Origin of the sequence: Campylobacter concisus (assembly GCF_902460715.1) — a bacterium.
GTDB classification, from domain to species: domain Bacteria; phylum Campylobacterota; class Campylobacteria; order Campylobacterales; family Campylobacteraceae; genus Campylobacter_A; species Campylobacter_A concisus_AK.
On sequence record NZ_CABPUX010000001.1, the window covers coordinates 3,725 to 28,801 of the forward strand.

Annotated in this window: 25 protein-coding genes; 8 read left to right on the forward strand and 17 right to left on the reverse strand. The window is 40.8% G+C overall.

The annotated features are described in order from the left end of the window. From F3G91_RS10340 to murJ, 13 genes are all read right to left on the reverse strand, one after another. On the reverse strand, nucleotides 1–374 hold a 374-nt coding region (locus F3G91_RS10340), incomplete at its 3' end, for a Cj0814 family flagellar-dependent secreted protein (protein WP_411160720.1). Nucleotides 375–476: 102 nt separating this feature from the next. Beyond that, entirely contained in the window at nucleotides 477–1,016 is a 540-nt protein-coding gene (locus F3G91_RS00020) for a tetratricopeptide repeat protein (RefSeq protein ID WP_149700302.1), read from the reverse strand. Between the two features lie 110 nt (nucleotides 1,017–1,126). After that, the gene (locus F3G91_RS00025) at nucleotides 1,127–1,765 is read right to left on the reverse strand and encodes a YggS family pyridoxal phosphate-dependent enzyme (protein WP_188116778.1); all 639 of its coding nucleotides are present in this window, start codon (nucleotides 1,763–1,765) and stop codon (nucleotides 1,127–1,129) included. Next, nucleotides 1,762–2,871: an RIP metalloprotease RseP gene (gene rseP / locus F3G91_RS00030; RefSeq protein WP_149700303.1), complete on the reverse strand. Its 1,110-nt coding sequence runs from the start codon at nucleotides 2,869–2,871 to the stop codon at nucleotides 1,762–1,764. Before rseP ends, F3G91_RS00025 begins: the two co-directional genes overlap by 4 nt. A gap of 75 nt (nucleotides 2,872–2,946) precedes the next feature. Continuing rightward, entirely contained in the window at nucleotides 2,947–3,843 is an 897-nt protein-coding gene (locus tag F3G91_RS00035) for a hypothetical protein (RefSeq protein WP_149700304.1), read from the reverse strand. A 2-nt stretch (nucleotides 3,844–3,845) separates the two neighbouring features. Beyond that, on the reverse strand, nucleotides 3,846–4,391 hold the full coding sequence (gene pgsA, locus F3G91_RS00040) for a CDP-diacylglycerol--glycerol-3-phosphate 3-phosphatidyltransferase (protein WP_149700305.1): 546 nt from the start codon (nucleotides 4,389–4,391) through the stop codon (nucleotides 3,846–3,848). Nucleotides 4,392–4,422: 31 nt separating this feature from the next. After that, nucleotides 4,423–5,211: an enoyl-ACP reductase gene (locus tag F3G91_RS00045; protein WP_021089130.1), complete on the reverse strand. Its 789-nt coding sequence runs from the start codon at nucleotides 5,209–5,211 to the stop codon at nucleotides 4,423–4,425. After that, complete coding sequence (gene dapA / locus F3G91_RS00050; RefSeq protein WP_411160724.1) at nucleotides 5,211–6,080, reverse strand: 4-hydroxy-tetrahydrodipicolinate synthase; 870 nt, start codon at nucleotides 6,078–6,080, stop codon at nucleotides 5,211–5,213. The genes F3G91_RS00045 and dapA overlap by 1 nt, the downstream gene beginning before the upstream one ends. A gap of 26 nt (nucleotides 6,081–6,106) precedes the next feature. After that, on the reverse strand, nucleotides 6,107–7,348 hold the full coding sequence (locus F3G91_RS00055) for a M16 family metallopeptidase (protein ID WP_149700307.1): 1,242 nt from the start codon (nucleotides 7,346–7,348) through the stop codon (nucleotides 6,107–6,109). An 11-nt stretch (nucleotides 7,349–7,359) separates the two neighbouring features. Then, nucleotides 7,360–8,433, reverse strand: coding sequence for a quinone-dependent dihydroorotate dehydrogenase (locus tag F3G91_RS00060; protein ID WP_149700308.1), 1,074 nt, complete (start codon nucleotides 8,431–8,433; stop codon nucleotides 7,360–7,362). Nucleotides 8,434–8,485: 52 nt separating this feature from the next. Continuing rightward, complete coding sequence (locus F3G91_RS00065; RefSeq protein ID WP_021089079.1) at nucleotides 8,486–10,210, reverse strand: ABC transporter ATP-binding protein; 1,725 nt, start codon at nucleotides 10,208–10,210, stop codon at nucleotides 8,486–8,488. After that, the gene (gene cysS / locus F3G91_RS00070; protein ID WP_149700309.1) at nucleotides 10,203–11,597 is read right to left on the reverse strand and encodes a cysteine--tRNA ligase; all 1,395 of its coding nucleotides are present in this window, start codon (nucleotides 11,595–11,597) and stop codon (nucleotides 10,203–10,205) included. Before cysS ends, F3G91_RS00065 begins: the two co-directional genes overlap by 8 nt. Continuing rightward, complete coding sequence (gene murJ, locus F3G91_RS00075; protein ID WP_149700310.1) at nucleotides 11,584–12,984, reverse strand: murein biosynthesis integral membrane protein MurJ; 1,401 nt, start codon at nucleotides 12,982–12,984, stop codon at nucleotides 11,584–11,586. The genes cysS and murJ overlap by 14 nt, the downstream gene beginning before the upstream one ends. A 122-nt stretch (nucleotides 12,985–13,106) precedes the next feature. On the opposite strand from murJ, the gene F3G91_RS00080 reads away from it, so the two are divergent. From F3G91_RS00080 to F3G91_RS00110, 7 genes are all read left to right on the forward strand, one after another. Beyond that, nucleotides 13,107–15,038, forward strand: coding sequence for a flagellar assembly protein A (locus F3G91_RS00080; RefSeq protein ID WP_149700311.1), 1,932 nt, complete (start codon nucleotides 13,107–13,109; stop codon nucleotides 15,036–15,038). After that, nucleotides 15,038–15,592 carry a Holliday junction branch migration protein RuvA gene (gene ruvA / locus F3G91_RS00085; protein ID WP_107930439.1) on the forward strand — a complete coding sequence of 185 codons (555 nt, stop codon included), beginning with the start codon at nucleotides 15,038–15,040 and terminating at the stop codon, nucleotides 15,590–15,592. The genes F3G91_RS00080 and ruvA overlap by 1 nt, the downstream gene beginning before the upstream one ends. Before the next feature lie 11 nt (nucleotides 15,593–15,603). Further along, the gene (locus F3G91_RS00090; protein ID WP_149700312.1) at nucleotides 15,604–16,644 is read left to right on the forward strand and encodes a D-alanine--D-alanine ligase; all 1,041 of its coding nucleotides are present in this window, start codon (nucleotides 15,604–15,606) and stop codon (nucleotides 16,642–16,644) included. A 64-nt stretch (nucleotides 16,645–16,708) separates the two neighbouring features. Then, nucleotides 16,709–16,939: a type II toxin-antitoxin system Phd/YefM family antitoxin gene (locus F3G91_RS00095; RefSeq protein WP_149700313.1), complete on the forward strand. Its 231-nt coding sequence runs from the start codon at nucleotides 16,709–16,711 to the stop codon at nucleotides 16,937–16,939. After that, nucleotides 16,929–17,714, forward strand: coding sequence for an EstV family lipase (gene estV / locus F3G91_RS00100; protein WP_149700314.1), 786 nt, complete (start codon nucleotides 16,929–16,931; stop codon nucleotides 17,712–17,714). The genes F3G91_RS00095 and estV overlap by 11 nt, the downstream gene beginning before the upstream one ends. Further along, nucleotides 17,711–19,135 carry a Mur ligase family protein gene (locus F3G91_RS00105; RefSeq protein ID WP_149700315.1) on the forward strand — a complete coding sequence of 475 codons (1,425 nt, stop codon included), beginning with the start codon at nucleotides 17,711–17,713 and terminating at the stop codon, nucleotides 19,133–19,135. The genes estV and F3G91_RS00105 overlap by 4 nt, the downstream gene beginning before the upstream one ends. Continuing rightward, nucleotides 19,132–19,581 (forward strand): hypothetical protein, encoded by a 450-nt coding sequence (locus F3G91_RS00110; protein ID WP_149700316.1) that lies wholly within the window; start codon nucleotides 19,132–19,134, stop codon nucleotides 19,579–19,581. Before F3G91_RS00105 ends, F3G91_RS00110 begins: the two co-directional genes overlap by 4 nt. Nucleotides 19,582–19,629: 48 nt before the next feature. On the opposite strand, the gene F3G91_RS10645 is transcribed toward F3G91_RS00110, so the two are convergent. From F3G91_RS10645 to pta, 4 genes are all read right to left on the reverse strand, one after another. Continuing rightward, the gene (locus tag F3G91_RS10645) at nucleotides 19,630–19,929 is read right to left on the reverse strand and encodes an HdrB C-terminal domain-containing protein (RefSeq protein ID WP_411160725.1); all 300 of its coding nucleotides are present in this window, start codon (nucleotides 19,927–19,929) and stop codon (nucleotides 19,630–19,632) included. Between the two features lie 725 nt (nucleotides 19,930–20,654). Beyond that, entirely contained in the window at nucleotides 20,655–21,716 is a 1,062-nt protein-coding gene (locus F3G91_RS00120) for a tyrosine-type recombinase/integrase (protein WP_149700317.1), read from the reverse strand. A gap of 2 nt (nucleotides 21,717–21,718) precedes the next feature. Then, nucleotides 21,719–22,912, reverse strand: coding sequence for an acetate kinase (locus tag F3G91_RS00125; RefSeq protein ID WP_103621298.1), 1,194 nt, complete (start codon nucleotides 22,910–22,912; stop codon nucleotides 21,719–21,721). Between the two features lies 1 nt (nucleotide 22,913). Then, a complete protein-coding gene (gene pta / locus F3G91_RS00130) occupies nucleotides 22,914–24,281 on the reverse strand; it encodes a phosphate acetyltransferase (RefSeq protein ID WP_149700318.1) in 1,368 nt (455 codons plus the stop codon). Between the two features lie 67 nt (nucleotides 24,282–24,348). Between pta and flgH the strand changes: the two genes are divergently transcribed. Further along, nucleotides 24,349–25,056: a flagellar basal body L-ring protein FlgH gene (gene flgH, locus F3G91_RS00135; protein ID WP_002940928.1), complete on the forward strand. Its 708-nt coding sequence runs from the start codon at nucleotides 24,349–24,351 to the stop codon at nucleotides 25,054–25,056. Nucleotides 25,057–25,077 lie beyond the last annotated feature (21 nt).

Sequence of the window (25,077 nt, forward strand, 5' to 3'; positions counted from 1 at the left end):
TTTATCTGCTCGTCCTTGCTCTTGATGCGATTTAGCACATGGTTATGTTCGGCAAATCTACTAAGCTCATCAAGCGTGCTTTTGTGGATTTTAAAGTCCTGCGGCAAACCTGCAGCTTTATTAAAATCAGCTCCCATAAAGCCTGCCTTATCCACTGTGTAGCCATAAGCTTGAAGGTTATAAAAATTTAAAGAGGCGAGGCTATTTTGTGAAGAAGTAGTATAAGTAAATTTAGCTGGCTCTTGGCTTGGCTCGCTAATCTTTTCTTTGGTTTTTTGGTTAAAAATATCACTAAAATTTAAAGACCTATTTTGTTTGTGTTGTTGTTTGGTGTATGAATTTACATTTGTGCTTAAGATGCTAATATCATTCATGGTTTGCCTCCTAGCTTTTTGTATAGTTTAAAGCAAAAGGTGTTCCAGCAAATTTGATATTAAAAGAGTGCGGGGGAGATATGCCCTCCCCACAAAAAAATGTTATTCATTTTCGCCTACTTCTTCGCAAGCTACTTTATAGCGGTATTTGCACGCTAGCTCTAGGTAGCCTTTTTGAGTGGCTGCATCGTTTTTCTCGCCGTAAAAGTCAGCTAACTTATAGCAAGCAAGACCAAATCTTTGCTCACATGATTTTGCAAACAGCTCATTTGCTTTGCCTTGCATTTTTGGGTCATCTTCATAGTATTCGCCAAGCTCAAAGCAAGCTTTTGGCGTGCCAAGATCGCATGATTTGGTTAGTGATTTTACGATCGTTTCATTGTCTTTTTTTGAGTTGATTGATTTTGAGTTTAGTAAAACTGCAAGTCTATAGCAACCCCTTTTATCGCCTAGATCGCAAGCTTTTTGATAGTACATTGTACCCTTATTTACATCTCGTCTGCTGTAAATTTTGCCTAATTTCAAACAATATGCAACTTCATTATTTGCGCATTTTTGCTCGATCCTAGCTATCTTTTCAGCTCTACCGCAACCCGAGATAAACAAGATCGCAACAGCAGTTAGAATAAAATTTTTAAACACATTTACTCCTTTATCGTTAAAAATTTATTTAACTGCATTATAAAATCATATAACTTAGATTAAAATTTAAAAAGGAGTAGAAATGTAAATTTGCCCCAAGAGGGACAAATTTATAGATATAGCATCGTCCCAAGGCGGATCATATTTGAGCCACATTTTATCGCTAGCTCGAAGTCGCTACTCATGCCCATCGAGCAGATAGTTGCGCCTTTTGGCTTTAGGCTCTCGTAAATTTTATATGTTAGCTCAAAGCTCTTTTGCACCTCTTTTGGCTCATCCACATGCGCTCCGATGCTCATCACGCCTTTTAAATTTATATTTTTGCACTCGCTTTGGATGCGCTCATAAATTTCAGCTGCATTTGTGACGCTCACACCTTGCTTTGTATCTTCATCGGCCGAGTTTATCTGAAGCAAAGTATCTAGCTTATAGCTGAGCCTTTTATCGACCTCTAGGGCTCTTTCGAAGCTATCACAGCTTTGCCAAAGTACTGGCTTTAGGCTTATCATTTGATTGATTTTGTTATTTTGCAAACGGCCGATCATGTGCCATTTGATGTCAGTGAAATTTTGCAGCTCAAGCTCTTTTTTGGCTAGCTCTTGGACCCTGTTTTCGCCAAAATTTCTTTGCCCTTGTGCGTAAAGCTCCCTTACTTCAGTGCATGTCACATTTTTGCTAACGGCTATCAGCGTCACATCTTTGCTTAAATTTTCTATCTTTTCAAGTAGATCTTTTAAAGCTATCATCATAAACCTCCGCTTAATCTCATAATGTCATTAAAGGTCGCGAGCACCATGATGCCAAGCAGTAGCGCCCAGCCGCAGTAGGTAAGCGCAACAAGCACTCGCTCATTTATCTCGCGTCTAAAAATTAGTTCATAAATGTTAAATAAAATGTGCCCGCCATCAAGCGCAGGGATAGGAAAGAGGTTTAACACGCCTAAATTTACAGAGATGAGCGCCACGATGGTTAGAAGCACGCTAAGGCTGATCTTAGCGGCCTTTGAAGTGACATCGGCGATCTGAACGATGCCTCCGACCTCTTTTAGTGGTACATCTCCAACGACTAGCTTTTCAAAGCTTTTAAAGATGAGCTTTGAAGCCTCGACCGTCTCGTCAAAGGCAAATTTTAGGCTCTCTAAACCTGTGTGATAAATTTTCACCACTTCGCCGTTTGATTTGATGCCAATTAGTGGTTGCTTTATCTTTTCATTAAAAGGATTTATCGTCTCGCCTATCTTTGGTGTTAAATTTATAGTCATTTGCGAGCCGTTGCGATCTATCAAAATGGCGCTAGGTTCAAGCTTTACGTTTTTGCTGATCTCGTTCCACTCGTTTATTTTTACGCCATTTATCTCTAAAATTTTATCGTTTATTGCTATGCCAGCGCTCGCAGCTGCTGAATCTTCAACTATATATCCAACTATTGGCGCAAGTCTTTCAACGCCGATAAATCCAAGCAAAATGTATATGAAAAATGCCAAGATAAAGTTAAAAAATGGCCCTGCAAAGAGGATGTAAATGCGCTTTATAGGACTTAGCACGTTGTAGCTGTCAGCGTCGTAGTTTTTGGCTTTTGGGTCGGTGTCGTCTTGCCCTTTTAGCTGCACGTATCCGCCAAGCGGGATCGCGCTTAGGCAGTAGTCGGTGCCGCCAACATTTTTGGTGTAAATTTTCTCGCCAAAGCCGATGCTAAAGGTATTTACTTTGACGCCGAGCATTCTTGCTGCTAAAAAGTGGCCAAGCTCGTGGAAAAATATGAGAAAACTAATGGCTAAAACGGTCACTAAAAAATAAAACGAATACGCATAAAGCCCAAGGCAAAGCAGGGCTAGCGTGAAGAGAATGCCTTTCAAAACTTACCTTTTTTTGAAAAATTGATGAGATTTTAGCCAAAGTTTATAAATTTACTTTCAAATTTGCCTTGTTATCTAGGCGAAAATTTCTTTTAGCCAAGAGAGCATTTTGGCTCTATTTAGCCCTTTGCTGAGACTAAAATAAGTTTTATCTTTATCGTTTAGGTCAAATTTCAGATCAAAACGTGACTTTATTTGATCAACAAATGGCTTTAAATTTAAAATATCAGGGCAGGGCAAAATATCTTTTGGCAGCTCTTGCAAAAAGCTCATGCCATCATCGTTAAAATTTATTCTAGCCCTTGGCACAGCGTCGTTTCTAAGCCCTATCTCAAATGTGTGGTCATATACAAATGGCGCAAAAAGGCGAATTTCTAAGTGAAATTTACTGGCTAGCTCCTCATCGCTTAAGCCTTGATTACTAAACCAGTAGCCAAAATTTACAGCATTTAGCGAGATGTCAAAATCATAAGGATCAGCAGGGCTCACGCCTATACGGCGCAAAAGCTCATATATAGGCAGTTTTGCTTGCAAACCATCATAATAGTCATAAAGCTTTGCAAGTAGTGGATGTGTGCGGCCGGCTTTTTCTTGCAAGCGTAAAATTTCAAAGATATATCTGTGCGCAAACGAGCGGTGCGGTACCGAGCGAGTGACCTGCGTGCTTAGATAGTCTAAAATTTCAGGGCTTTTTGAAAAGCTCATCGCGCTCCAAATGCCACGCAAAGTCTCTACGTCGTTATCAAACGTATCAAATTTATCCGCATGGGTTTTGTCGTATTCTAAAGCGCAGCTTAATAAAAATTCATTTAGCTCGGGACCGATCACGCTGCCGATCTTTTCTAAATTTTTAGCATTATGATAAAAGCAAGTATTGATGATCTTTTGATTTAGTTTTTTCGCTTGTTTTTGCAGTGCTGGCTCTAAATTTGCAGTGCGTTCTAAAATAATCTCTTGCAGGTCGCAGCTCAAATTTAACTCTTTTTCATTGCTTTTACGTAGGCAAAGATGTATTCAAACCCAGAATAAAGCGTGAGTGCGACAGCTATCCATAGCAAAAGTTCGCCACCAGGCCAGCTCATCAGTAAAAATCCAACCGCAAACATCTGCGAAACGGTTTTAACCTTGCCAGCCATCGAAGCAGCGACCTCTACGCCGTCACTTGCCATTACGACACGAAATCCAGTTATAAAAAACTCTCTTATCAAGATAAGATAAACAGCCCAAGCACTCGCTCTGCCAAGCATCATAAGGCCTAAAAATGCAGCCAAGATCAGCATCTTATCAGCTAGTGGGTCAAGGATAGCGCCAAGCTTGGTCTTTTGATCCCAGCACCTTGCGATGTAGCCGTCAAAAAAGTCAGTCACCGAGGCGATCACAAAGATGAGAGCTGCGAAGTAGTTTATCCAACTTATATGAATTTGCGTAAAAATTTCTGGTGCATTTACGAGCATAAAAAACATAAGCGGAGCTAGTAATATCCTAAAAAATGCCAGTGAATTTGGTAAATTTAAGCTCACAAATATGCCTTTATGCCTAGAAATTTCACTCTCATTTAAAAGTCGTGCCACCATCTATTATAAATGTATGTCCAGTCACCCAGCTAGCCTTAGATGAGCATAAAAACAGACATGCTCCAGCTAGATCAGTAGGCTGTCCCATGCGGTTTAGCGGGCTAAGCTTTGCGGTCATATCGCGCACCTCTTCGTAGTTTGTAAAGGCTCTTAGCGCGTCTGTCTCGATAGGGCCGCCGCTTACGACATTTACGCGGATGTTTTTCTCGCCAAGCTCAGTCGCAGCGTATCTTGCCATCGCTTCAACGGCTGCTTTTGCTGTGCCGTGACCTGCGTAGTTTTCGATATAGACTAAATTCCCAGTTGAGCTTAGGCTAATAATACTGCCGCCACCCACTTTTTCCATGCGTTTTGCAGCCTCTTGCGCGCCCACGACAAAGGCATTTACGGTTGCTGTAAAGATGTTGTTTATGCCTCTTGGTTTTAGCTTCATAAATTTAGTGTATCCGCCAGCCACCGCGCGACCTGAGATGATAGCGTTTGAGATGAAAAAATCAACCCTGTCAAAGTCCTCATCTATCTTTAAAAATAGCTCCTTATAAGTCTCTGGCTCAAGGATATTTAGCGCGTAGGCTCTAGCTTTTATCTTGTAGGTAGCCTCAAGCTCTTTTGCCTGCTCTTTGGCAAGCTCCTCGTTTGAGTTGTAGGTAAAAGCGATATTTACGCCAGCTTTTGCAAATTCTTCGACTATGGCTCTGCCGATGCCTCTAGTGCCGCCGCTGATGACTAGCGTTTTACCTTTAAATTCGTTTAGTGTGTCCTTCATTAAAATCCCTTTATTTCGTAATTTTTAATAACTTCTTCTATCTTTTTGAAATTTTCTTTGCTCGGTTTGCAAAGTGGCAAGCGGTAATCCAAAGAGTCGATGAGCCCTGATAGATACATCGCCGCTTTGATCGGTATCGGGTTGCTTTCGCAAAAGAGCGTTTTATTGATCGTGTAGAGGTTGTCATTTATCAGTTTTGCTTTTTTGTACTCTTCGTTCATCGCAAGATGAGTAAGCTGTGAAATTTGATCTGGTAAGAGGTTTGCAGTGACTGAGATGACGCCCTTTCCGCCATTTGAGAGGATAGGGTAGTTTATAGCATCTTCGCCGCTGATGACTACTAAATCAGGCTCGTGAGCTAGCAGATCGACACATCTATCGATACTTCCTGTTGCTTCTTTGATGCCGTAAATATTTTTACAATCTTTAAAAAGTCTAAAAACGGTCGCTGGCAAGATATCTACGCCAACTCTGCCTGGGACGTTGTAAAGAAGTACTGGAATTTCTATGCTATTTGCGATGGCCTTGTAGTGCTCGTAAAGCCCTTCTTGAGTTGGTTTGTTGTAGTAAGGAGCGACTGATAGGATGCCGTGAGCGCCGTGAGCTTGGGCAAATTTAGCGATACCTATGGCCTCGTGAGTGGCATTGCTACCAGCTCCAGCGAGCACCTTGACGTTTGTGCCTTTACATGCATCTACTGCGATCTCGATGCAAATTCTATGCTCATCATGAGTTAGAGTCGCGCTCTCACCAGTAGTTCCAACTGGTACAACGACGTCTATGCCGTGTTTTATCTGTCTTTTTATCAGTTTTTCAAAACTGGCTTCGTCTAATTTTTGATTTTTAAATGGCGTAATTAGTGCTGTCATCGCACCTTGAAGCGAATTTTTCACGTCTATTCCTTTTTTAAGATTATTGTCGTGCTAGTTTTTTCATTGAAATATCTATTTGCTATCTCTTTTAAAAGCTTGGCATCTATCTTATCTATGTTTTTTTCAAGCTCGTAAAGTGGCTTTATATCGCCTCTAGCAAGGTATGAGCCATATAAATTTGCCACCTTGCTCGCGCTCTCAAATGAGTAGATAAAATCAGTTTTTATCAAATTTTTAACTCTTAAAACATCCTCTTTGTCTATTGGCTTTCTCTTTAGATCATCTATGATCTTTAAAATTTCAGCCTCAACCGCGCTAGCCTCGACATCTGGGTTACAAACTGCTAAAAATATAAATAAATTTTCATCAACGCAGCTCATATTGTAAGCGTAAATTTGATTTACAAGCATTAGCTCATCGACAAGGCGTTGCTGCAAAATGGAGCTTTTGCCAGTGGCTAGATATTCGCTTATCGCATTTAGCCCCACTTGATCAGCATGCCTGAAGTCTGGAATTTTATAAGCGATAGCTAGCATTTGCGTTTGGCTATCTTTGTAGATGATAGCCCTTTTTGCGCCGTCTTGCTCAGGCTCTTTGCAGTGCAGTTTTGGTATGGCTCTTTTGTTTTTTATGCTGCTAAAGTTTTTCTTAGCCAGCTTAAACGCCTCGTCCTTGCCGATGTCGCCACTTATCATTAAAATGGCATTTTTTGGCTGATAATATGTGGCGTGAAATTCTTTTATATCAGCGATCTTCCAGTTTTCGATATCTTTTATGAAGCCTATTGGCGTCCAGTGGTATGGGTGGTAGATAAATGCGTGGTTATAGAGCCTAAAGTAGAGATATCCCATAGGGTTGTTGTCTGTTCGCCACCTGCGCTCTTCGTGCACCACCTCGCGCTCTGGCTGAAATTCTTTATCTTTTAGGCTTAAATTTTTCATAAGCTCGGCAAAAAGACCAAGCGTTTTGTCTAAATTTTCATTTGAGGCTTTTATGAAGTAGTGAGTGTAGTCAAAGCCCGTACTTGCGTTATTTACGCCGCCAAAGCCCTTTACGATCTCATCAAATTCCCCAGCTCGTAAATTTTTGGTTGATTTGAAATTTAGATGCTCTAGCATGTGAGCGATGCCGCTTTTGCCCATCACTTCGTTTCTGGAGCCAACTTTATAAAAAACATCGACGCTTATCACTTTTGAGCCAGGATTTACTGGCACGTGATAAATTTCAAGTCCATTTTCTAGTTTAAATTTATTAAATTTTATCAATCTCTTGCCCTCTATTTTTTAACATTTGCGCCGACTGCTTCGCTGATAGAGGCAAAGCCATCTCTTTTTAAAAGCTCTAAAATTTCTAAATTTATATCTCTTGCAATCATCGGCCCTTTAAAGATAAAGCTTGTAAAAATTTGAACTAAATTTGCTCCCATTTTTATGCGCTCATAAGCCTCTGCACCGCTATCTATGCCGCCACACGCGATAAGCGTCGTCTTGCCATAAAGCTCGTCTGCCACGGCTTTAAAAATCTCTTTTGACTTTTTGGCGATCACCTTGCCGCTTAGTCCGCCAAAATCCTTTAAATTTGTCGAGTGAGAGAGCGAATAATCAACGCTTGTATTTGAAACGAGCACGCCACTAGCGCCGTTTTCTACCGCACAGCTACAAAGCTTGATCGCATCTTCGTGGCTCATATCAGGAGCTATTTTAAAGATGATCGGCTTTTTAGTAAGTGGCAAAATGACGCTAAAAAGCTCTTTTATGAAGCTTTCATCTTGAAGCGCTCTTAAATTTGGCGTGTTTGGCGATGAGACATTTATGACAAATGTATCGCAAATTTCACTAAATTCTCTTACTAAAATTTCATAGTCTTTTATCGCATCTTCGTTTGGTGTAACCTTGTTTTTACCGATGTTTGCCCAAACTGGTATGGTAAAAGGATAGATATTTTTAACTCTATTTTTGATAGCTTCACAGCCATCGTTGTTAAAGCCCATCGCATTTTGAATGCTCTCTTCGTCTATGAGCCTAAAAAGCCTTGGTTTATCGTTGCCAGGCTGCGGTTTTGGCGTAAATGTGCCAAATTCCAAATGCCCAAATCCAAGAGCCGTTAGCGCCTCAAACATCGTGGCGTTTTTATCAAAGCCACCAGCTATGCCAACTGGGTTGTGGTAGGTGCTTGAGAATAAATTTTGTTTTAGCGCATTGTCATCGACCACGCATTTGTGCGCCAAAAAGCTTAGTGAGCCAGGGAAGATTTTATTTGCCCCAACCATCGCTACTTCAGCGATCTTGTGGGCAGTTTCAGGATCAAATTTGAAAAATATAGATTTTAAAGTATTGTAGTTTAAGCTCATTTTAACCTCTTTAAAATGCCTAAAATTTCTGCAAATCTTAGCAAAAATCGCCTTAAACTAAGGCTTTGCCCTTAAGCCTTGCATAAATTTCATTTCTCTTGCTAAGCTCCTCGTCGCTTCCGCTATCAATGATCTTGCCATCACTCAAAACTGCGATCTTATCGGCATTTTCAACCGTACTTAAGCGGTGAGCGATGACAAAGATGATCTTTTTGCTTCTTAGATTATTTATCGCTTTTGTGATCTCTTTTTCGCTCTCGTTATCAAGCGCTGAAGTAGCCTCGTCAAAGATTAGGATTTGTGGGTTTTGATAAAGCGCTCTAGCTATGGCGATGCGCTGTCTTTGGCCGCCTGAGAGGTTGGTGCCAAATTCATTTAAGATAGTGTTTATGCCGTTATCTAGCTTGCTTACAAACTCATAGGCATTGGCTAGTTTTAGTGCGTTTATCACGGCATCTTCGTTAAATTCTCTGCCGTAAGCTACGTTTTTGGCAATTGTGTCGTTAAAGATATAGACGCGCTGTGTTACAAGTCCGATATTTTGGCGAAGTGAGTGAATTTTAATATCTTTTAAATTTATGCCGTTTATCAAAATTTCTCCGCCATTTACGTCGTAAAATCTCATAAGCAAATTCATAAGCGAGCTTTTTCCGCCGCCGCTTGAGCCAACAAGGGCTATAAATTCTGACTTGTTTGCCTCTAAATTTATCCCTTTTAAGACCTCTTTGTCGCCGTAGCTTAGGCGGACATCGTTAAATTTGATCAAATTTATCTCTTCGTTTAGCTCTTTTTGGCCGTCTTTTATCTGGCTTACTTTATCCATCAAGAAAAACGTCCTCTCGCTTGCTGCGATGGCGTCTTGCATCTTGTTGTAGATATTTACGATGCGTTTTAGCGGGGTGTAGAGCATGAAAAGTGCTGTTAAAAATGAAAAGAATGCGCCCATATTTATATGCCCGTCGATGACGTCTTTGCCGCCTATTATTATGACTGCTGCCACGCCTATTGAGCCTATGGTCTCCATTAGCGGGCTTACTAGCTGTTCGATCTTGACGCTTTTTAAATTTAGCCTAAAAAATTTATTATTTTCATCAACAAAGCGTGAATGCTCGTATTTTTGGGCGTTATTTGCTTTGATTATCTCGATATTTGTAAAAATTTCACTAAGCGCAGAGGTGATGTCTGATGTTTTTTCTTGCGACTGCTTTGAAATTTTTTTCATCCTTTTAGCAAGGCGCGAGATCGGATAGATCGCTACTGGCATGACTACAAGGGCGAAAAACGCCAGCTTTGGACTTTGATAGATGACGACGCAAAGAAGCCCTATAATAGTTATAAATTCCCTCGTAAGTTCAGGGATCATGCTTGATACTATCGATCTTATGCGGTCGATGTCGTTTGTTGTTCTACTGATTAGCTCGCCGGTTCTAAATTCATTGAAAAAATCCATATCTAAATTTAAAAGGTTTGCAACCATCTTTTCGCGAAATCTTCTAATCGTATCTTGCCCGATGTATGCCGTAAAATAGGCCTGCATGAAGGTTCCGATGTTTTTTATAACATAGATTGCGATGATGGCGCAAGGCAAGATGTAGAGCAACTTTTCGTTTTTCTCAACGAAAATTTTATTAAGTACTGGCTCGACTAGATAGGCACTTACCGCCGTTCCACCACTGGCAAGCCCCATGCCGATGATGGCAAAAATAAAGTGTGGGATATAGTCTTTAAAATATGGACCAAAGCGCTTTAGCACATCTTTTAAGCCAAAATTATTCATTATTTCTCTCCCAAACTGCGCCATTTGGCGTATCCATGATAGAGATATTCATCTTTGCTAGCTCATCTCTTATCTCATCAGCCCTTGCGAAATTTCTCTCTTTTTTAGCTGCTGCGCGCTCGTCAAGAAGTTTTTGGATATGCTCTTTTTGCTCGTCACTTACACCAAACTGAAAGTACTCCACATAGTTTGTGATAGCAATGCCTAAAATTTCACTTATAAGCTCTAAATTTGCCACCACTTCGGCCTTATAGGCTTTATCTTTTGGGTTGTTGTCAAGTCTTTCATTTGCTGTTTTTACAAACTCATCGACGCTTGCAAGCGCCTTTGAAGCGTTTAGATCATCACTTAGTGCTTCAAGTAGCTCACTTTTAAAGCTCTCATTTGCTATGCCAGCTTGCACGCCATCAACCCTTTTTTTGAGGCGGTAAATTTTATCAAGCCTCTTTTTTGAAGCCACTAGATCTTCGTCTGAATAGTTAAAATGCGCTCTGTAATGGCTCGTAAGCAAATAATATCTAAGCACTTCGCCATGAACGTTTTTTAGGGCGTCCTTTACAAAAAAGCTGTTATTTAGGCTCTTGCTCATCTTTTCGTTATTTACTTTTATAAAGCCATTGTGCATCCAGTATTTGCTTAAATTTTTATGATAGGCACATCTGCACTGGCTTGCCTCATTTTCGTGGTGCGGAAAGAGTAGGTCGATGCCACCAGCGTGGATGTCGATCTCAAATTTATCATTTTCTTTATCGCTTAAAAACTCCCTTATCATCGCCACACACTCAGTGTGCCAGCCAGGGCGACCCTTGCCAAATGGGCTCTCGTACCATTTTTCGTCAAATTTCCAAAGCACGAAGTCTTTTTCATCTCTTTTCTCGCCAAAACTAGCCACGCGCGCGATAAGATCGGTGTTATTATCCTTGCCACTGATGCTAAAATATCCACTATCCTTGCTCGTATCAAAGTAAATTCCATCGCTCGTCTTATACGCCACACCTCTATCCATAAGCACTTTGATGTAGCTAATGATCGCCTCCAAGCACTGCGTAGCCTTTGGTTTAAAGTCTGGATCAAGCACGTTTAAAGCGCCCATGTCGCTCTCATAATGCGCTATATATTTGTTTGTGATCTCTTTTAGGCTTTGGCCAGTTTGCGCCATTTTATTTAAAATTTTATCATCGATATCGGTGTAGTTTCTTGCAAATTTGACCTTGTAGCCAAGTGCTTTTAAGACTCTTCTTAAAAGATCAAAGCTAACGGCTGACTTTGCGTGTCCCAAATGCGCGTCGTCATAGACCGTTGGACCGCACAGATAGATGCTCGCTTCACCTTCTTTAATAGGGCTAAACTCAACCTTTTCTCTTTTAGAAGTATCAAAAATTCGCATTAAATATATCCTTTAAAAATGTTAAACCAAAATAGAGCAAAACCGCCAAAATAGCGATGGCAGCTATAAATTTAGGCTCGATTATAGCTAAAAATCGCTTAGCTCCAAAGGCTCTAATGTATAAAATAAGCTGCAAAAATCCCCCGAGCGAGCTTGCAAATGCAAGGCCAGCAGCTCCAAATTTCTGCATCAAAATGACCGCTAGGATCAAATTTATCACAAGGCAGATGATAGAAATTTTAGCTGCCTCTTTTTGCTTCATATTTGCATAGAGCCAAAGTGAGAAAATTTTAGCCAGACCAAATGGCGTAAGCCCCACTAAATAGGCACTTAGCACCTTGGCGCATTCAATGGTGTTTGCCCTTACGAAATTTCCTCTCTCAAACAATAGCCAGATGATAAACTCACTTAGCACGACGCCCGTGATCGTGGCTGCTAGCAGGGCGCAAAGAAGCAGGTAAAAGCTCTTTTTTGTCCAAACTAGGGCATTTTCTTCGTCTTTTTGCTTTAAAAGTCTGGTGATCTTTGGAAAGAGTGCTTGTGAGAGTGCAATCGCAAAGATGGCGAGTGGGAGCTGAAAAATTCTATTAGCATAAAAGAGGTAGCTTATCGAGCCACTTACCAAAAAGCTAGCTAGCCAAGTATCCATAAATGCGCTTATCTGCATCGCACTTGAGCCAAGTAAGCCGTGGTAGAAATTTATAAAAAAGCCTTTACTCTGCGCTCTTTTGCCTTTAAAGTATCCGCTTAAACCGCCCCAGAAAATTTTATTTAAGGCGTTAAATTTCATAGCGATTAGATGCACCAAAACCTGCAAGATGCCGCCTGCAACGACGCCAAAGCTAAGATAAAGTGCGACCACGCTCTCGCTCTTGCCGCGAGCTAAAAGTAGTGAAGCGATCATGGCTAAATTTAGCAGTGCAGTAGAAAACGCAGTCGTGGCAAAGTGCCCTTTATACTGAAGCAGCGCACCCATGAAAGTGACGATATAGACAAGGGCTAGATAGTAGAAATTTATACGCACGAGCGGCACTGCATCGGTTATGTTTTGCTCGCTTAAACCGCTTGCGATGATCTTTATAAAGTAAGGCGTAAATAAATTTACAAGAAGCGTCAAAACGCCTATAAAAAGTAGAAATTTGATGAAAATTTCAGCTTGAAAGATCGCTTTTTTCTTGCTATTTGCAAAATTTGGCAAAAATGCCTGTGTAAAGGCACCCTCGCCAAAGATACGGCGAAATAAATTTGGTATCTTAAATGCTATAAAAAAGAGGTCGCTAAATATGCCAGCACCAAGGATAGAAGCCGTTAAAAGATCTCTTATAAGCCCTAAAATCCTTGAAGTCATGATGCCAACTGAGTTTGAAAAAAAGCCTTTTATAAACATCGCCCACCTAGTAAATTTAAAAACGCAATAGTAACAAAAGATGCTTTAAAGCTTACATAACCCAAATTTAATAAAGTTTTAGAGATAATAAGAGCCAAAATTTTATGTGAAATGGATCAAATTTGAGCGAGAACGTGCAAGAAAACGAGAGATTTTTACCGCCAACGCAAATTCAAACTTCAACACCTTATCTATCGCTTAAAGAGCTAAGCAAACAATATAGCGTGCCGGTAGAATTTATAGACTTCAAGCTCTCAAATATCTTAACCTACTACAAAAATAAAGACAACGTCGAGCCAGTCTTTGTCCCTGAAGAAAATTTAAGCTTTTTTGATGACAACACATTTTATCTCGACGAGACGCTAGAGATCGAGCAGGTCTATGACGTGGAGTTTTTTGACGTGAGGCTAAATGCCACGCCAAAGCTGCCAAAGATCGATATCGGCGTAAATTCAACCATCACAAAGGTCATCGCAAAGGTTAGAGCGAGCAAAGAGTGCGAATACGAGCAGCACTACGAAGATAAGCTTTATGAATACATCGCCAAACAGCTTATGAAGGCTCAAATTTTAATAGGCATAAGGATCGGCAAGCTAAAAGAGGAGCTAAAGCAAATCGCCTCGATAATCCACGTAAAAGGCGAGCTTGACAAGGACTACACGCTAAATTTAACCCAGGGCATCAACCCTAAAAAAGCGATCGATGCTAAGATCATCTACTACTACAAAGATAAGCTTGATGGGTTAAAAGACGAGGACAAGGTTGATTACGCTGATAGGGGCTTTGTCTTTGGCGTGGCAAAAGATGAAGTGATAATGGAGGAGAAAAAGTCACACGAGGGCGCAAATGGACGCGACGTAAGAGGCAAGCTTATAGAGGTTGCAAGGCCAAAAGAAGAGAGCGAAAAAGAGATAAGCATAAGCGAAAATATCGAGCGCGTAGAAAACGACGAAAGCGTGAAATATATCGCTAAAAAAGCAGGCTACGTGGTCGAGAAAAACGGCTCTTTTGACATCGAAGAGCGCATAGAGATAAATGAAGCAAATTTTAAAACAACTGGCTCTATCCAAGCAGGTACCGACACAAACGTCACATTAGTAGTTCGTGAGACTGATACGATCAAAGACGCTATCGGCACTGGCATCATCGTTGAGGCTGATGAGATCGAAGTAAAGGGAAATGTCGGCGCAAATGCGATGGTCAAGGCAAACGATGTAAATATCGGCGGTCAAACTCACCAAAAGGCTAAAATTTACGCCAAACACGCCAAAATTTCTATCCACATCGGCAAGGTCGAGGCTGAAAGCGTAGAGATAGATAGGCTAGAAGGTGGCACTGTCATAGCAAAAAGAGTGAAGATAAATAGCGTAGTTGGTGGCTCGATAACAGCTCAAAACATCCAGATAGACACGCTTGGCTCAAACTGCACCATCACAGCCTCGCACCTAATCGACGTTAGATATCTAAAAGGCACTGATAATAAATTTATCATTGACGCTAGCAAGATGCCTGAGAGTGCGGAGGCTACGCAAGATCAGTTAAGCAAGATAGAGAGCACCAAGCTTGAACTCTCAACACTTCTTAAAAATATAGAGAGCAAGAAAAATGTCATCAACGAGAACAAAGACTCGATATATACGATAAAAGCTAAGATCGAGGAGCTATCAAAGGCCAAGGTGATACCGCCAGTTACATTTATGAAAAAGCTAAAAGAGTATCAAGGGCTCGTTAATGAGTACAACACCTTGCTTAGAATTTTCAAAGAGAAAAAAGAGCTGCTTTCTGATCTAAAAGATGAGCTTGAGATGATGCAAAATGGCATATTCTCAGCCAAGGTGATAAACAGAGGCAACTGGATTGAGCTAAATGAGATAAGATTTGTCATCGTCGATCCTCCACAAAACGTCACCTACGTCTCAAAACAAAACGAGACCGCTCACGTCATCACGCTAGATAAATTTGATAACGGCGGCGAGGTCGAGTACAAGATCAAAAAGTCAAACAAACTTGAAGACTACGCGGATATAAATTTTATGGAACAAAAGGTTAAATGATGATAAAAGCAATCGAAGGCGTCGTTACGAAAAAAGAGCCTGCATTTGCCGTGCTTAAGACAAATAGCGGCGTAAGTTATGGAATTTTCATCTCGCTTTTTTGCTCAGCAAAACTTAGTAAAGGCGAAAAAACCGAGCTTGCCATAACGCAGATCATAAGAGAAGACGCAAATTTACTCTACGGCTTTTTAGACGCAAATGAGCAAAAGATGTTTGAGATGCTTATCAAGCTAAATGGCATAGGCGCTAGCACAGCAATGGCAGTTTGCTCTAGCCTTAGCTCGCAGGCATTTACAAACGCCATAATAAGCGGCGATGCGGACACTTTTAAAAGCGTGCCAGGTATCGGACCAAAGACGGCTAGGCGCATAATAGCCGAGCTAAGTGACGCAAAACTTATAAGCGACGAGAGCGTGCCAAGCTATCAAAATGAGGCGCTTTTAGCACTTGAGGCACTTGGCTTTAAGCGTGAGAAGATAGTGAAAATTTTGCCTGATTGTAAGAGTGAAAACACGAGCGATCTTATAAAAGAGGCACTTAAAAAACTAGGATAAGGATAAAAAAGATGAATTTAGGCGTGATATTTGGGGCAAAAAGTTTTGAGCATGAGATAAGCATAGTAAGCGCGATAGTTTTAAAAAACGTCCTAAAACAGGAGCTAAAATTTATATTTTGCGATGCAGGTAGGGACTTTTACTTGATAGAGCAAAAAGATATGAGAGCAAATTTCTTTAGCTCTGGCAAATACAAAAACTCAAAGAAGCTATCTTTAGCAAAGGGTGGTTTTTACGCGCACTCACTTTTTGGCGCAAACAAAGTTGAATGCGATGTCATTATAAATTTGATCCACGGCATGGACGGCGAAGATGGCAAGATAGCGGCACTTTTTGACTTTTACGGCATAAAGTACATAGGTCCAAGGCTTGAAGCAAGCGCGCTTAGCTACAACAAAGAGCTTACTAAATTTCTAGCACAAAAGGCTGGTGTAAAGGCGCTTGACTATGAGATGCTAACTCGTCAAAGTGAGCCAAAATTTCACTATCCTATTATATTAAAGCCAGCAAGACTAGGCAGCAGCATCGGTGTGAGTGTCGTGCATGATGATAGTGAGCTTGCCTACGCAAAAGACGTGGCGTTTGAATTTGACAAAGATGTTTTAGTAGAGCCCTTTATAAAAGGTGTCAAAGAGTATAACTTAGCAGGCTGCAAGATCGATGGAAAGATCAAATTTTCTATCGTCGAAGAGCCAAAAAAGAAAGAATTTCTTGACTACGAGCAAAAATATCTAAGTTTTTCAAATGAAAATAAGGTAAAAGAGGCAGAAATTTCTGAAGAGCTAAAGCAAAAGCTTAAATTTAACTTTTCTAAAATTTATGATTGTGGATTTGACGGAGCGATCATTAGATGCGACTTTTTTGTGATAGATGGCGAAGTCTATCTAAACGAGATCAATCCAAACCCAGGTAGTCTTGCAAACTATCTGTTTGAGGACTTTGAGAGCACGCTAAATGCCCTTGCAAACTCACTTCCAAAAGAGCGTGAGATAAAGATTGATTATAAATTTATAAACTCTATCACTTCGGTAAAAGGCAGCGGCAAGCTCTAGGCTATTTAGCGATATATAAAGTAGTTTGTGATATTTTACGTAAAATTTTACATAAAGAGTGAAAATGGTAACTTTTACAAAAGATGAAATTTATACAGCGACTGAGGTGGTTAGAAATTTTAGCTCAGTGCTTTCACGCGTGGGAGCTAGCGAGCTAAAGCGCGCTGTCATCGTTAAAAACAACAAATTTGAAGCAGTCCTTTTAAATATGGAAGAGTATGAGCGCCTTTGTGAGGCTGTAAGCGTGCTTGAGAGCATTTACACTGCTAAAAAAAGAGACGAAAATGGCGAGTAGGGCAGTAAAATACGGCTCAGACGAGTACGAGATCAGCTACGAAGTAGTAAATCCAAAATGCAAAAAAATAGTGCTCTTTTTGCACGGCTGGGGCGCAAACAAAGAGATAATGAAAAAGGCTTTTGGCGCATATCTAAATGATTTTTGCCACGTCTATATCGACATGCCAGGCTTTGGTAAAAGCTCTATTTTTAAGCCTTTAAGGACAAGCGACTACGCAAAAATCGTTGCAAATTTCTGTGATGAGCTACAAATAAAACCAGAGATCATCGCAGGACACAGCTTTGGCGGCAAGGTCGCAACGCTTCTAAAACCACCATATCTAGTGCTTTTAAGCTCAGCTGGTATAGTCGTCAAAAAGCCATTTATCGTGCGAGCAAAGATAGCAATTTTTAAAATTTTAAAGATATTTGGCTTTGGTAAATTTTACAAACTCTTTGCCACAAAAGATGTGAGCGGTATGAGCAGAGTGATGTATGAAACCCTAAAAAACGTCGTTGATGAGGATTTTACAAAGCATTTTGCCGATTTTGGGGGCAGGGCTTTTATATTTTGGGGAGAAAATGACAAGGCAACGCCCGTAACAAGCGGCGAGAGCATAGATAGACTTATCAAAAATAGCTCATTTTTCCCGCTTAGTGGCGATCACTTTTTCTTTTTGCTTCACGCTAAATTTATAAGCGACGAGATAGAAAAAGGGATAAATTTTGAGCCAAATGAAGCAAAAAATGTCGTGCTAGATGACGATGAGAGCGGGATCGAGGAGATAAGATGAGTATATTTTTAAGTCTAAGCACAGTTTTATTTATCTTTGCGCTTGCTTTTTATGTGATCACTTGCTTTCAGTGGTTTTCATATAGGCCTGAGCGCGTGCTCTTTCACTTCACAAAGCCCGCTTGGCACGTCTTTTTCTTCATCGTGCCCTTGGTGCTATTTTACACGACTGGCAAGTGGTTTTTTATCTACTTTTACTTTGCGCTTTTGCCAGCTCTTTATCTGTGGCATAAAAAACTTGATAAAAAGCTAGTCTTTACTGGCAGGATAAAGCACTTTTTTGCCATCCTTGCTTGCGCTATCATCTTAAACTACGCTTTAAATTTCATCATCCACAAGGCGTTTTTGGCTCCTATGCCACTTTTTGTCTTGGTCGTGAGCCTATTTTTTAGTGAAATTTTAGAAAAGATCAAATTTCAAGGCTTTAAAAACAAGGCGCTTAAAAAACTTGGCGCAAACAAAGAGCTAAAGATCATCTTGATAACCGCAAGCTACGGCAAAACAAGTATCAAAAATTTCTTATTTGAAATTTTAAAAGATAGCTTTGTCTGCTACAAAACGCCTCGTAGCGTAAATACAATGGCTGGCATCATCAAAGATATCAACGAAAATTTAAGCGAGCAAACGCAAATTTACATCGCTGAAGCAGGCGCTAGGCTAAAGGGCGACATCCTAGAGATCACTAAATTTCTAAATCCACAAATCGTCATCGTTGGCGAGATCGGCGCGCAACACATTGAGTACTTTAAAACGCTTGATAACATCCGCGCGACAAAGCTTGAAGCACTGCAAAGTGTTCGCTTGCAAATGGCATTTTTACATAGCTCGACAAAAAAAGAGCCAAGCCAAAATATAGAAATTTACGATGAGAGCCTAAAAGATATAAACGCAAATTTAGATGGAATTTCATTTACGCTTGATGGCAAAAACTACGCCTCGCCGCTACTTGGCAAATTTAACGCTACAAATTTAGCCGTTTGCATCAAGGTCGCAAGATACCTAAAAATGAGCGATGAAGCGATAGACAGTGCGCTATCTAAGATGAAAAACGTCGAGCACCGCCTAAGCAAGATCGAGGCTGGCGGCAAGCTGATAATAGACGATAGTTTTAATGGAAATTTCTCAGGCATGAGCGCAAGCTACGAGCTTGTAAGCACCTACACTGGCAGAAAAGTGCTGCTAACGCCTGGCATCGTCGAGAGCGATGCGGAGCAAAATGCAAATTTGGCCAAAGTGATAAATGAAATTTTCGACCTAGTCATCATCACAAGCTCGCTAAACGCCCAAACTCTGCTAAAACATATCGTAAAGCCAAAGATCATCATCCTAAAGGACAAGAACAAAATGCAAGAAATTTTAGCCCAAAACACGCACGCTGGCGATCTTATACTATTTTCAAACGACGCACCGAGTTTTATATGAAAAAGATAGTTTTTTTAGCTCTAATCTTAAGCTTAGCCTCAGGCTTTGACATCGATGACTACGACAGGGGCAATGAGGCACTAAACGCCGGAGACTACGCAACTGCGTATGAAATTTTTTACGATGGTTGCGAGCAAAAAGATGTGCTTTCGTGCGAGGCTTTGGGCGATATGTTTGTAAATGAAGAGATAAACGAGCAGATGGATAGTGATCTAAAAAAGCACTCAAATATCGAGCTTGGAGTGAGCTATTTTATGAAAAGCTGCGACCTTGGCTATCAAAACGCCTGCGATGATGTGATGAGCCTAAAGGACGATCTAAATATCACCTTGCCATATGGCGTATACGAAAACGCTAAGGCTAGATATGACGAGCTTTTTGAAGAGTTTAAAGAGCAAGAGGCGAATAAGACGGTAGAAGAGCCAAAAGAGGGGGCTAAAAAGTAAAATTTAAAGCTTTTAAATTTGGCTTTGCAATGTTAAATTTAGGCAAGTCTAAATAATAGCAACCTTCAAAACATGCTCTTTTAGCCCACTTGGTATCTCGCCATTTTCAAACGCCATTAGCTCGCTCGCTCTTAGGATGTAAAAGTCTTGCAAGCTTCTGTTGGCAGACTTCTCAAGCTTTTTTGCTAGCGTGTCAAAGATATAAAACTCCGCTTCATTGCTAGCAAGCAAAAAGTCAGCCCCGCTGTCAAATGCAGCAAAAATTATCTTACTAGCAAGCTTGCAATCTAGCTCTTCATCGGTCTTTAAAAGATCATATCCACAAGGCGTTTTGGCGTTTAGCTCTATAAAATTTGCCTTGTTTAAATTTTAATTTACAGTCTATGCAAAAATAGCCTCAAAATGCCTAGTATTTTGCTACCTTTACGAAGGTGGCTCATTTAAAAGAGTTGTAAAGACAAGCCGTATCTTGCGTTATAAAACTACGCACTTTTTATATAAGCAGGGTTAAATTTATACCGCGAGGCAAAGTAATTTTTTGGCTTGCTCGTCTATGGCTTTTAAATTTTTTTCTAAATTTTGCTTTCTTGCAGCACTGCTGGTTATAAAATATCGGCAATAGCCAAATAGTTATGACAACGCCAAAGATACCAACTGTAAAACTATTTACTCTGATTAGTCTAATGGTGTTTATAGCAGCATCAAGCATCATACTGGTTATGACTACAAAAAGAACGGCGTGAGCTAGAAAAATGGCTAGTTTTAGCGCTCCAAGCCAAATTTGCCTCGTTATAAAGTTGAGAGTGTATAGGCGTTTGCCTTTGGATTGCTTGGGCTTTAAGCTAAATTTGTCCCGTCATAAAGCGGTTTATGTCAAGCGCATCAAAGATGAAGTTCCTCACCCAAAAGACAAAGTAAATTTAAGATCGCTATCTTTTTTACGCTAGCTCATCAAGTCTTTTATCTTCAAATTTCTAGCATTTTTAGCAGAGCAAAGCTTGTCTTGCAAAGACGAAACGATAGAATTTATGTTTTTCTCGCTATTAATGAATAAATTTTGATCTAAATTTAGGCTAGTTTGCCAAGTCCTCAGCCACTTTTGCGGCAAGTTTTAGCTTGTCACTATCAAAGTGTGTGTAAATTCGTGAGGTATTTAGGCTTGCATGTCCAAGGGCTTCTTGCACTAGCACAAGGTCTTTTTGCTTTTTATAAAGCATCGTTGCAAAGGTGTGGCGCAGCATGTGAGCGCCGTTTTTCTCTTTTCTGATACCTGCTTTAAATAAAATTTGCTCCACGATACGGCTAACATAAGCTTGCGTGAGCCTCGTGCCTTTTTTATTTATAAAAAGATAGCCCTCTTTGTTGATGTAGTTTATGGCGATTGCGTTTAGATGAGCTTCGATTAGGTGGCGCTTTATCATTACGATGCGGTATTTGTTACCTTTGCCACGAATTCTAATGATAAAAAGATCGCCATCTTCGGTGATATCTTTTCTCTTTAAATTTAGCGCCTCGCTCACACGAATGCCAGTAAAGATAATGACCTTGATGATGAGCTTGTTGCGGTTTGAGTTTTGCTTAAAGTCGCTCTCCTCGATCGCCTCAAGAAATTTCTTGACCTCCTCTTCGCCCATAAACTCAGGCAGCTTTTGCCCTTTATTGCCACTAACGCCGCCCCAGTTTTTTAAATTTATATCAAAAACATGAGCCTTGCCGTCCTCTTCGTTTTGCTTATCTAAAAATGCAAAGAAATTTATCACTGAAATTCTGTAGTTTTTCTTGCTCGCATCACTTAGTCCGCCAGTTGTGCTGGCTAAAATTTCACTTAGCAGCTCTTCGTCGATCTGCTTTAGACTGCTAAGCTCATAAAATTTCATCGTCTCATATATCTTTTTAAGCGGGTTAAAGTAGGTATTTATGCCAGTTAGCCCTGCATTTCTTGCGCTTTTTACCAGCCCATCAAGCTGCTCTATGTTTTTTATCTCGCGGCTTAGGGCGAAATTTACACTTGCAAGTGCCTTTGGGTCTCTTAGCTCCTTGTTTGAAAGCGAGCTAAGTTTAAATTTGACATATCTTGTGAGCCAAAATATAAATGAGCTATCAAAACTCTCTTTACAGTCAAGCGGAAATTTCATGCTTAAAGCGTTCTCTCTTTTATCACTCTGGCTGTCTCTATGGCGATCTCAAGCTCTTCGTTGGTTGGGATGATGAGCGTTTTTATCTTAGCACCTTCTTCATCTATGCACCTCTCGCCTCGCTCGTTTGAGAAATTTAGCTCGTGGTTGATGTGGATACCAAGATGCTTTAGATCATCACAAATTTTTTGCCTTGTATTTGGCGCATTTTCGCCGATACCTCCAGTAAATATGAGCGCATCAACACGCCCTAAAATGGCGTAGTATGAGCCAATATACTTTTTCACTCGGTAGCAAAACATCTCAAACGCAAGCTTTGCGCGCTCGTCGTTTTGCATTTTGGCTACGACCTCTCTCATGTCGCTTGAGCCACAAATTCCAAAAAGTCCGCTCTTTTTGTTTAAGAAGTTATCGATCTCGTTCCACTTTAAAACGCCGATATTTAGCAGATAGATGACCACGGCTGGGTCCATGTCGCCGCTTCTTGTGCCCATTATGAGCCCTTCAAGTGGGCTAAGCCCCATTGAAGTGTCGATGCTTTTGCCATTTTGCACCGCGCAAGCTGAGGCGCCGTTGCCTAAGTGAAGCGAGATAGCGTTAAATTTATCAAACTCTATGCCAAGCATTTTTGCCGCTTGCTTACAGACATATCTGTGCGAAGTGCCGTGAAAGCCGTATTTTCTGATGTGATGAGTCTTGCAAACGTCGTAGGGTAGAGCGTAGCGGTAGGCGTACTCTGGCATGCTTTGATGAAACACAGTATCAAAAACGACCACGTGAGGCACGTTTTTGCTCTCTTTCATCGCGTTTTTGATGCCAGCAAGGTGCCCTGGGTTGTGAAGTGGGGCAAGTGGGCTTATCTCCTCGATCTTTTTGATGACGCTTTCATCAACGATCATCGAGCTAAAAAAGCTCTCGCCGCCATGAACTATCCTGTGTCCGATGCCGTCAAGCTCGCTTAGATCGTGCAATGTATGCGAGGTGGTAAAGAGTTCGTTCATCGCTTCAAGTCCGTCGTGGTGGTCTTTTATAAAGCGTTTTATCTCATAAACTTCGCCATTTGCCTTTAGCACCGCCCTTGAGCTAGAGCTGCCGATTTGCTCGACTAGACCGCTTGCTAGGCTCGTTTTTGTCTGCATTTCAAAAAGTTGAAATTTTATCGAGCTACTACCTGAGTTTAAAACTAAAATTCTCATATCACTCTCCTGCTTGTATCGCGCTTATTAAGATGGTATTTACCACGTCTTCGACGAGGCAGCCGCGGCTTAAGTCATTTACTGGTTTTTTTAGCCCTTGAAGGATTGGGCCCACAGCTAGGGCATTTGCGCTTCGCTGAACCGCCTTGTAGCAGATGTTTCCGCAGTTTAAATTTGGAAATATAAATACATTTGCCTGTCCTGCGACATCGGAATTTGGCATCTTTTTGCTAGCTACGCTTAGATCAACCGCCGCGTCAAACTGAATGGGCGCTGCGATCTTTAAATTCGCATCAAGCTCGTTCGCCTTTTTGGCAGCCTCTTTTACAAACTCCACGTCAGCCCCGCTACCACTATCAGCAGTAGAGTAGCTTAGCATAGCAATCTTTGGGCTAAAACCAAAGGCACTTGCCGTTTGAGCGCTGCTTAGCGTGATGCTAGCTAGCTCATCGCTGCTTGGATTTGGCGTGACGGCGCAGTCTGCAAAGAGTAAAATTTCCTCTTCAAGCGCCATGAAAAATGCCCCGCTTACCACACTTACATTTGGCTTTGTTTTTATGATCTGAAGGGCAGGGCGGATAGTATCAGCCGTGCTCATCGTAGCGCCACTTACAAGCGCGTCTGCTATGCCTTCATGTATTAGCATCGTGGCAAAGTAAATTTTATCTTTTGCAAGTGCGTTTGCTTTGGCTTCGTCCACGCCTTTATGCTTTCTTAGCTCATAAATTTTCTTTGCAAATTCATCTGTTAGCTCGTTTTGTGCTGGGTTTAGCACCTTTGCTTTGCTTAAATTTAGCCACAAAGTGGCTGCTTTTTTTGAAATTTCGCTCTCAAGCCCTAGCAAGATGATATTTGCCGCACCTTTTTCTAGCACGATGTGAGCTGCTTTTAAAATTCTCTCATCATCACTTTCAGGTAAAACGACGCTTTTGTTTGCCGCTTTGGCTCTTTTTAGAAGCAAGCTTTGAAATTTAAATGGCGTGATGATCTCGTGCTTGTAGCTTAAAATTTCATCAAATTTATCAGTTATTAGAAGCTTTGAGTTTAAATTTAGCGCCCTTAGCTCGCTTGCGTTTTCGTCAAAAACAGGCGCGTTCAAATTTCTAGCTAGCTTTAAATTTAGCTCGCTCTTGCCAAAGACGCTAAAGCCCTCACAGCCAACGACTATGACGAAGTCGCTTTTGGCCTTTAGCTCTTCAAATTTATCTATAAATTTTAAAAAAAACTCCTTTTCATTTAAATTTATTAGATTTTTTTTGTCATTTTCGTCTGGAGTTATCTTAAAGATCTCAACTTTTTTGAATTTTGTAGCTATAATTTCCTGCAAATATGCTAGATTTTTGTCTGAAAAAATGTAACAACTTTTCATTTTGTGACCTTTTTGGGAACTTAAATTGCTTAATCTTAGCACAAAGATACTTATTTTAAGGCATTTTATGAACTATAAAAAGATATGGCTCGTCACATTTGCGGGCATTTTTTACACAGGTTGCACCCCAAGTGCAGATCCTCACATCAATATGAAACCTCCAGTTTATGTCGAGCAACTCCCTTCAAAAGATAGTGGCAGCGGTCAAAGCAACGCCGGCAGCCTCTTTGGCAAGGGCGAAAATCCTCTTTTTTCAGACAGAAAGGCGATGAATGTAAATGACATCGTAACCATCGTCATCTCAGAAAACGCAAGTCAAATTTCAAGTGGCAGCAAAAGCACCAACAAAGATAGCACCATTTCGCTTGGCGGAGGCGTTTTCACAGCTGGAGCTGCACCGCTCTCAACCGTGGCTGATAATCTAAACAAATACGGCGACATCGGCTTTAAAGCAGGTGGCGGTAATAAATTTACAGGTAGTGGCACTAGCAACAGAAGCGAGAAATTTACCGCAACCATCTCAGCTAGGATCATCAAGATATTAAACAACGGCAACTACTTCATCGAGGGCAGCCGCGAGCTACTTATAAACGGCGAAAAACAGATCATGCAAGTAAGTGGCGTCATCAGACCTTACGACATCTCACAAAACAACGAAATCGACTCAAAATACATAGCTGATGCCAAAATTTTATATAAAACCGAGGGCGAGCTAGACAAATCAACCAAAAAACCTTGGGGCACAAGGCTTATGGAGGCTATCTGGCCATTTTAGTGCAAATTTAAAAGCCTAAAT

What these genes read in the sequence shown, in the direction of transcription:
- dapA (WP_411160724.1), bottom strand. Translation starts at nt 6,080, where the DNA reads ATGACAGCACTAATTACGCCATTTAAAAATCAAAAATTAGACGAAGCC.
- F3G91_RS00060 (WP_149700308.1), bottom strand. Translation starts at nt 8,433, where the DNA reads ATGAGCTTAAACTACAATACTTTAAAATCTATATTTTTCAAATTTGAT.
- ruvA (WP_107930439.1), top strand. Translation starts at nt 15,038, where the DNA reads ATGATAAAAGCAATCGAAGGCGTCGTTACGAAAAAAGAGCCTGCATTT.
- F3G91_RS00125 (WP_103621298.1), bottom strand. Translation starts at nt 22,912, where the DNA reads ATGAGAATTTTAGTTTTAAACTCAGGTAGTAGCTCGATAAAATTTCAA.
- F3G91_RS00090 (WP_149700312.1), top strand. Translation starts at nt 15,604, where the DNA reads ATGAATTTAGGCGTGATATTTGGGGCAAAAAGTTTTGAGCATGAGATA.
- F3G91_RS00110 (WP_149700316.1), top strand. Translation starts at nt 19,132, where the DNA reads ATGAAAAAGATAGTTTTTTTAGCTCTAATCTTAAGCTTAGCCTCAGGC.
- F3G91_RS00095 (WP_149700313.1), top strand. Translation starts at nt 16,709, where the DNA reads ATGGTAACTTTTACAAAAGATGAAATTTATACAGCGACTGAGGTGGTT.
- cysS (WP_149700309.1), bottom strand. Translation starts at nt 11,597, where the DNA reads ATGCGAATTTTTGATACTTCTAAAAGAGAAAAGGTTGAGTTTAGCCCT.
- pta (WP_149700318.1), bottom strand. Translation starts at nt 24,281, where the DNA reads ATGAAAAGTTGTTACATTTTTTCAGACAAAAATCTAGCATATTTGCAG.
- F3G91_RS00045 (WP_021089130.1), bottom strand. Translation starts at nt 5,211, where the DNA reads ATGAAGGACACACTAAACGAATTTAAAGGTAAAACGCTAGTCATCAGC.
- F3G91_RS00065 (WP_021089079.1), bottom strand. Translation starts at nt 10,210, where the DNA reads ATGAATAATTTTGGCTTAAAAGATGTGCTAAAGCGCTTTGGTCCATAT.
- murJ (WP_149700310.1), bottom strand. Translation starts at nt 12,984, where the DNA reads ATGTTTATAAAAGGCTTTTTTTCAAACTCAGTTGGCATCATGACTTCA.
- estV (WP_149700314.1), top strand. Translation starts at nt 16,929, where the DNA reads ATGGCGAGTAGGGCAGTAAAATACGGCTCAGACGAGTACGAGATCAGC.
- F3G91_RS00025 (WP_188116778.1), bottom strand. Translation starts at nt 1,765, where the DNA reads ATGATGATAGCTTTAAAAGATCTACTTGAAAAGATAGAAAATTTAAGC.
- F3G91_RS00105 (WP_149700315.1), top strand. Translation starts at nt 17,711, where the DNA reads ATGAGTATATTTTTAAGTCTAAGCACAGTTTTATTTATCTTTGCGCTT.
- flgH (WP_002940928.1), top strand. Translation starts at nt 24,349, where the DNA reads ATGAACTATAAAAAGATATGGCTCGTCACATTTGCGGGCATTTTTTAC.
- F3G91_RS00120 (WP_149700317.1), bottom strand. Translation starts at nt 21,716, where the DNA reads ATGAAATTTCCGCTTGACTGTAAAGAGAGTTTTGATAGCTCATTTATA.